Consider the following 5,904-nt stretch of genomic DNA (forward strand, 5'->3'; position numbering starts at 1 on the left):
GTCTGGGGGCGCAGCCCCCAGGGATGGGACGGGTAGGGGCGGCGGGGGCGAGGAAATCGGCCGACGGCAGCGCCCGCGAACCGTCGTGACACCCTGAGAGGGTGACCAGCAAGTACCTTCGCAATCCCGTTGGCAGCCATGTCCCCGTGGCCGGTGGGCTGCACTCCGTCGGACTCACCTACGCGCACGACCTCAAGGCAGAGACCGTGCAGGTGTTCGTGGCGAACCCCCGAGGGTGGGCGACCCCGCCGGGGAACCCGCGGCAGGACGAGGCGTTCCGCGAGACGTGTGACGCCGAGTCGATCCCCGTGTACGTGCACGCTCCCTACCTGATCAACTTCGGCTCCCACACCGAGGCCACGGTCGAGAAGTCGGTGGAGTCGCTGCGCCACTCACTCCGCAGAGGCCGCGAGATCGGCGCCCTGGGCGTGGTCGTCCACACCGGGAGCGCTACCGGCGGCCGGGAGCGCTCCGTGGCGCTCAAGCAGGTGCGCGAGCACATGCTGCCACTGCTCGACGAGCTGACCCACGACGACGACCCGTACCTCCTGCTGGAGTCCACCGCCGGCCAGGGCGCCTCGCTCTGCTCACGCACCTGGGACTTCGCGCCGTACTTCGAGGCGCTCGACGCCCACCCGCGGCTGGGCGTCTGCCTGGACACCTGCCATGTCTTCGCCGCGGGCCACGACCTGACCGGGCCCACCGGAATGCACCAGACCCTCGACCTGCTGGTGGACACCGTCGGCGAGGGCCGGCTCAAGTTGATCCACGCCAACGACTCCAAGGACGTCGTCGGCGCCCACAAGGACCGCCACGAGAACATCGGCTCAGGCCACATCGGCGAGGACCCGTTCCGGGCGCTCATGACCCACCCCGCCACCGAGGGTGTCCCGCTGATCATCGAGACACCCGGCGGCAAGGAGGGCCACGCGACGGACGTGGAGCGGCTGAAGAAGCTCCGGGAGAACGCGTGACACATTGAGGAATACCCCTAGGGGGTATACGGTTCCTGTGCGACGACAGGAACCGTCACTCGACATTGGGGGCCACCGATGGAGCACGGCACGCACGCGCACCACACCCACGAGGAACACGCACACGCGGAACACGCGCACGCTTCCGGCACCACCACGTGGGGCACCGCCGCCAAGGCCACCCTCCACTGCCTCACCGGCTGCGCCATCGGCGAGATCCTCGGCATGGTGATCGGCACCGCGTTCGCCTGGCACAACGTGCCGACGATGATCCTCGCGATCGTCCTGGCCTTCGTCTTCGGCTACTCGTTCACGCTGTACGCCGTCACGAAGGCGGGCCTGCCCCTGAAGGCCGCGATCGGTGTCGCGCTCGCCGCGGACACGGTCTCGATCGCCGTGATGGAGCTGGTCGACAACGGCGTGATCCTGCTGGTCCCGGGCGCGATGGACGCCCACCTCGCGGACGCCCTCTTCTGGGGCGCACTCGCCCTGGCCTTCGCCGTCGCGTTCCTGGTGACCACACCGGTCAACAAGTGGATGATCGGCCGCGGCAGGGGCCACGCGGTGGTGCACCAGTACCACCACTGACCCCGCGAAGAAGAGGGCCAGCAAGCGGAACGCAGGAATCAGAGCCCGGGGCCGTCCCCGGGCTCTTCCTGGTACGAGTAGCGCTGCTCCCGCCAGGGATCGCCGACGTTGTGGTACCCGCGCTCCTCCCAGAAGCCGCGCCGGTCGGCGGTCATGTACTCCACGCCACGGACCCACTTGGGCCCCTTCCAGGCGTACAGGTGGGGCACCACGAGCCGCAGCGGAAAGCCGTGTTCCGCGGTGAGCAGCTCACCGTCCTTGTGGGTGGCGAAGATCGTGCGCTCGGAGGCGAAGTCATCGAGCCGGAGGTTCGAGCTGTAGCCGTACTCCGCCCACACCATGACATGGGTGACGCCGGGCGCGGGCGGCGCGATGTCCAGGATCGTACGGGCCGGAATGCCACCCCATTCGGCGCCCAGCATGCTGTACTTCGTGACGCAGTGCAGATCGGCCACGACCGTGGCGTAGGGCAGGGCCGTGAACTCCTCGTGCGTCCAGGAGTGCTTCTCGCTGTCGGCGGTGGCACCGAAGACCCGGAAGTCCCAGCGCTCGGAGCGGAACTTGGGAACGGGGCCGTAGTGGGTCACCGGCCAGCCGCGCTGGAGTCGCTGCCCCGGCGGAAGCTGCGGCTGCTCTCCAGATTCGCGTTCCACCGGCTGACCCATGACTCCATCCTGACAGACCCCGAACGGTGGAGATGACCCACCCCGCCTCGACTCGGACAAAATGGACTAAGCATGCCCTTACTTACTAAGCGTGCACTTACTGGACGGGCCTTGACGGGCAGTGGAATCATGCGGCGGAACCCGCCAGTCCCCCCGCCTGGAAGGAGCCTCTGCGATGCAGGGCGACCCCGAGGTCATCGAATTCCTCAACGAGCAGCTGACCGCCGAGCTCACCGCGATCAACCAGTACTTCCTGCACGCGAAGATGCAGGAGAACTTCGGCTGGACCAAGCTCGCGAAGTACACGCGCGCCGAGTCGTTCGACGAGATGAAGCACGCGGAGGTACTCACCGACCGGATCCTCTTCCTGGAGGGCCTGCCGAACTACCAGCGACTGTTCCACGTGCGGGTCGGACAGACGGTCACCGAGATGTTCCAGGCCGACCGGCAGATCGAGGTGGAGGCGATCGACCGCCTCAAGCGCGGCATCGAGGTGATGCGCAACAAGGGCGACATCACGTCCGCGAACATCTTCGAGTCGATCCTCGCCGACGAGGAGCACCACATCGACTACCTCGACACCCAGCTGGAGCTGGTGGAGAAGCTCGGCGAGGCGCTCTACATCGCGCAGCTGATCGAGCAGCCGGAGAGCTAGACAGCCAGGCCGCTGGACGCCAGGCGGCTAGGCGGCTTCCTCGAGCCCGTCGAACCCGTCGAGCTCCGACAGCACCGGCCGGCCCTCGTCGGCCAGGTCCCGGCGCGGGCACGCCCCTCGGCCGAGGATCGCCTGGATCCGGCGTACGCACGAACCGCAGTCGGTACCCGCCTTGCAGGCGGACGCTATCTGGCGGGGGGTGCAGGCGCCTTTGTCCACGTGCTGCTTGACCTGCTGCTCGGTGACCCCGAAGCAACTGCAGACGTACACGCGGTTCACCTCCCGCTGGGATGGGTCCTGGTCGCCGTCCCGCTTGATCGGTGAGGCTAACCTAACCTTACCCGTCGCCTCAGAGCCGCAAAAGTGGAAGGGGCGCGGATCGTATGTGATCCGCGCCCCACTACACGCCCCTGTAACAGGCGAACCTCTTACTGGTCCCTGTACATCTCGGCGACGAGGAACGCCAGGTCGAGCGACTGGCTGCGGTTGAGCCGGGGGTCGCAGGCCGTCTCGTAGCGCTGGTGCAGGTCGTCGACGAAGATCTCGTCGCCGCCGCCCACGCACTCGGTGACGTCGTCACCGGTCAGCTCCACGTGGATGCCGCCCGGGTGGGTGCCGAGGCCCTTGTGGACCTCGAAGAAGCCCTTGACCTCGTCGAGCACGTCGTCGAAACGGCGGGTCTTGTGGCCGGAGGCCGCCTCGAAGGTGTTGCCGTGCATCGGGTCGGTCACCCAGGCCACGGTGGCGCCCGAGGCGGTGACCTTCTCGACCAGCTCGGGCAGCTTGTCACGCACCTTGTCGGCGCCCATGCGGACGACGAACGTCAGCCGGCCCGGCTCACGCTCGGGGTCGAGGCGCTCGATGTACTGCAGCGCCTCCTCGGCCGTCGTGGTCGGGCCGAGCTTGATCCCGATCGGGTTGCGGATCTTCGAGGCGAACTCGATGTGCGCGTGGTCCAGCTGCCGGGTGCGCTCACCGATCCACACCATGTGCGCCGACACGTCGTACAGGTGGCCCGTACGCGAGTCGACCCTGGTCAGCGCGGACTCGTAGTCGAGCAGCAGAGCCTCGTGCGAGGAGAAGAACTCGACGGTCTTGAACTCCTCCGGGTCGGCCCCGCAGGCGTGCATGAAGTTCAGCGCGTTGTCGATCTCGCGCGCCAGCTGCTCGTAGCGCTGCCCGGACGGGGACGACTTCACGAAGTCCTGGTTCCAGGCGTGCACCTGGCGCAGGTCGGCGTAGCCGCCGGTGGTGAAGGCGCGCACCAGGTTGAGCGTGGAGGCGGACGCGTGGTACATCCGCTTCAGGCGCTCGGGGTCCGGGACGCGGGAGGCCTCGGTGAAGTCGAAGCCGTTGACGGAGTCGCCCCGGTAGGTCGGGAGCGTCACGCCGTCGCGGGTCTCGGTCGGCTTGGAGCGCGGCTTGGAGTACTGCCCCGCGATCCGGCCGACCTTCACGACCGGCACGGAGGCCGCATATGTGAGGACGGCGCCCATCTGGAGCAGCGTCTTGAGCTTGTTGCGGATCTGGTCGGCGGACACCGCGTCGAAGGCCTCGGCGCAGTCGCCGCCCTGGAGCAGGAACGCCTCGCCCTTGGCGACGGCTCCCAGCCGGGCGCGCAGCTGGTCGCACTCGCCCGCGAAGACGAGCGGCGGATACGACTCGAGGTCCGCGATCACTGCGCGCAGAGCCTCGGTGTCGGGGTACTCGGGCTGCTGCGCCGCGGGCAGGTCTCGCCAGGTGTTGCCAGCGCTCGCGCTGGACTTAGCGTTCACGGTCACGACGTCAACATTACGGGGTCGTGTCCGGGGTCCATCCCCATGCCCATCAAGTGAGACGAACCCCGCTCGATCGCGGCGTCGCCCCGGCCGTGTACGGCATGGGGTAGGGTGCGGCGCATGTTCGCGCATCCGACCCAGAACCAGAACTGGTGGTGGACCGCTCACCCGGCGGCCCACTGACTGCGCGTACGCAACAACTTCGCGAAGGCCGCCCGAGGGGCGGCCTTCGGCGTTTTCGCGACCAGGTCGTTCCTCTCCCGCTGATCCACTGAGCACAGAGCGCCGAGCACTGAGCTCCGGAGAGAAGGAATCGGACCCATGAACCTGCTCGATCTGCTGGACGATCCCCGCCCCTTCGCCCTGCTGCGCCGCGGCACACCGGGCCACGACGACACCACGGTGGAACTCCTGGTCGGCCCGGTCTCCCCGTACGAGCGGCTGGCCGACCTCCCCGACGAGGGCCTGGCCCTGATCCCCTTCCGCCAGATCCGCGAGCGCGGCTTCGACGTCCGCGACGACGGCACGCCGCTGGCGGTGCTGACGCCCGAGGAGCGGTACGAGATCCCGCTCGCCGACGTTCTGGACGGGCTGCCCACGCACGACGTACGGGTCGAGGGCGGCGGCTTCGACGTGGCGGACGAGGAGTACGCCGGGATCGTCGGGCGGGTGTTGCGCGAGGAGATCGGGCGGGGCGAGGGCGCGAACTTCGTGATCCGGCGGACGTACGAGGGTGAGATCCCGGGATTCGGGCGTGCCGACGCCCTGGCCCTCTTCCGGCGGCTGCTGGAGGGTGAGCGGGGCGCGTACTGGACGTTCGTGGTGCACACCGGTGAGCGCACGCTGGTGGGGGCGAGCCCGGAGGTGCACGTCCGCATGTCCGGCGGGACCGTCGTCATGAACCCGATCAGTGGGACGTACCGCTACCCGGCCGAGGGGCCGACGCCGGAGAACCTGCTGGACTTCCTCGCCGACGGCAAGGAGATCGAGGAGCTCTCGATGGTCGTCGACGAGGAGCTCAAGATGATGTGCACGGTCGGCGACATGGGCGGGGTGGTGATCGGGCCGCGGCTGAAGGAGATGGCCCATCTCGCCCACACCGAGTACGAGTTGCGAGGGCGGTCGTCCCTGGACGTACGGGACGTGCTGCGGGAGACGATGTTCGCGGCGACCGTGACGGGGTCGCCCGTGCAGAACGCGTGCCGGGTCATCGAACGGTATGAGCCCCTCGGGCGGGACGGGGC

Annotated in this window: 8 protein-coding genes; 5 read left to right on the plus strand and 3 right to left on the minus strand. The window is 68.5% G+C overall.

The window, feature by feature from the left end; translation table 11 throughout:
• The first annotated feature begins 101 nt into the window (after window positions 1-101).
• Both FNH08_RS42585 and FNH08_RS42590 read left to right on the plus strand, forming a co-directional pair.
• Window positions 102-974, plus strand: coding sequence for a deoxyribonuclease IV (locus FNH08_RS42585; protein ID WP_322726357.1), 873 nt, complete (start codon window positions 102-104; stop codon window positions 972-974).
• 78 nt (window positions 975-1,052) lie between these two features.
• Window positions 1,053-1,562 (plus strand): DUF4396 domain-containing protein, encoded by a 510-nt coding sequence (locus FNH08_RS42590; protein WP_152776873.1) that lies wholly within the window; start codon window positions 1,053-1,055, stop codon window positions 1,560-1,562.
• Between the two features lie 38 nt (window positions 1,563-1,600).
• Here the strand turns inward: FNH08_RS42590 and FNH08_RS42595 are convergent, their stop codons facing one another.
• Window positions 1,601-2,227 (minus strand): sulfite oxidase-like oxidoreductase, encoded by a 627-nt coding sequence (locus tag FNH08_RS42595; protein WP_152776874.1) that lies wholly within the window; start codon window positions 2,225-2,227, stop codon window positions 1,601-1,603.
• Between the two features lie 175 nt (window positions 2,228-2,402).
• Here FNH08_RS42595 and bfr point away from each other — a divergent pair, with 175 nt between their 5' ends.
• Window positions 2,403-2,882 carry a bacterioferritin gene (gene bfr / locus FNH08_RS42600; protein WP_152776875.1) on the plus strand — a complete coding sequence of 160 codons (480 nt, stop codon included), beginning with the start codon at window positions 2,403-2,405 and terminating at the stop codon, window positions 2,880-2,882.
• Window positions 2,883-2,909: 27 nt separating this feature from the next.
• Here the strand turns inward: bfr and FNH08_RS52680 are convergent, their stop codons facing one another.
• Both FNH08_RS52680 and FNH08_RS42610 read right to left on the minus strand, forming a co-directional pair.
• On the minus strand, window positions 2,910-3,161 hold the full coding sequence (locus tag FNH08_RS52680; RefSeq protein WP_322726358.1) for a (2Fe-2S)-binding protein: 252 nt from the start codon (window positions 3,159-3,161) through the stop codon (window positions 2,910-2,912).
• A gap of 149 nt (window positions 3,162-3,310) precedes the next feature.
• Complete coding sequence (locus FNH08_RS42610) at window positions 3,311-4,663, minus strand: class II 3-deoxy-7-phosphoheptulonate synthase (protein ID WP_322726359.1); 1,353 nt, start codon at window positions 4,661-4,663, stop codon at window positions 3,311-3,313.
• Window positions 4,664-4,780: 117 nt separating this feature from the next.
• Between FNH08_RS42610 and FNH08_RS54240 the strand changes: the two genes are divergently transcribed.
• Window positions 4,781-4,843: a trp operon leader peptide gene (locus FNH08_RS54240; RefSeq protein ID WP_152776879.1), complete on the plus strand. Its 63-nt coding sequence runs from the start codon at window positions 4,781-4,783 to the stop codon at window positions 4,841-4,843.
• A gap of 138 nt (window positions 4,844-4,981) precedes the next feature.
• On the plus strand, window positions 4,982-5,904 hold a 923-nt coding region (locus FNH08_RS42620; RefSeq protein ID WP_194238820.1), incomplete at its 3' end, for a chorismate-binding protein.

It is taken from the genome of Streptomyces spongiae (assembly GCF_009377185.1).
Classification (GTDB): Bacteria; Actinomycetota; Actinomycetes; order Streptomycetales; family Streptomycetaceae; genus Streptomyces; species Streptomyces spongiae.

What these genes read in the sequence shown, in the direction of transcription:
- FNH08_RS42590 (WP_152776873.1), top strand. Translation starts at nt 1,053, where the DNA reads ATGGAGCACGGCACGCACGCGCACCACACCCACGAGGAACACGCACAC.
- bfr (WP_152776875.1), top strand. Translation starts at nt 2,403, where the DNA reads ATGCAGGGCGACCCCGAGGTCATCGAATTCCTCAACGAGCAGCTGACC.
- FNH08_RS42595 (WP_152776874.1), bottom strand. Translation starts at nt 2,227, where the DNA reads ATGGGTCAGCCGGTGGAACGCGAATCTGGAGAGCAGCCGCAGCTTCCG.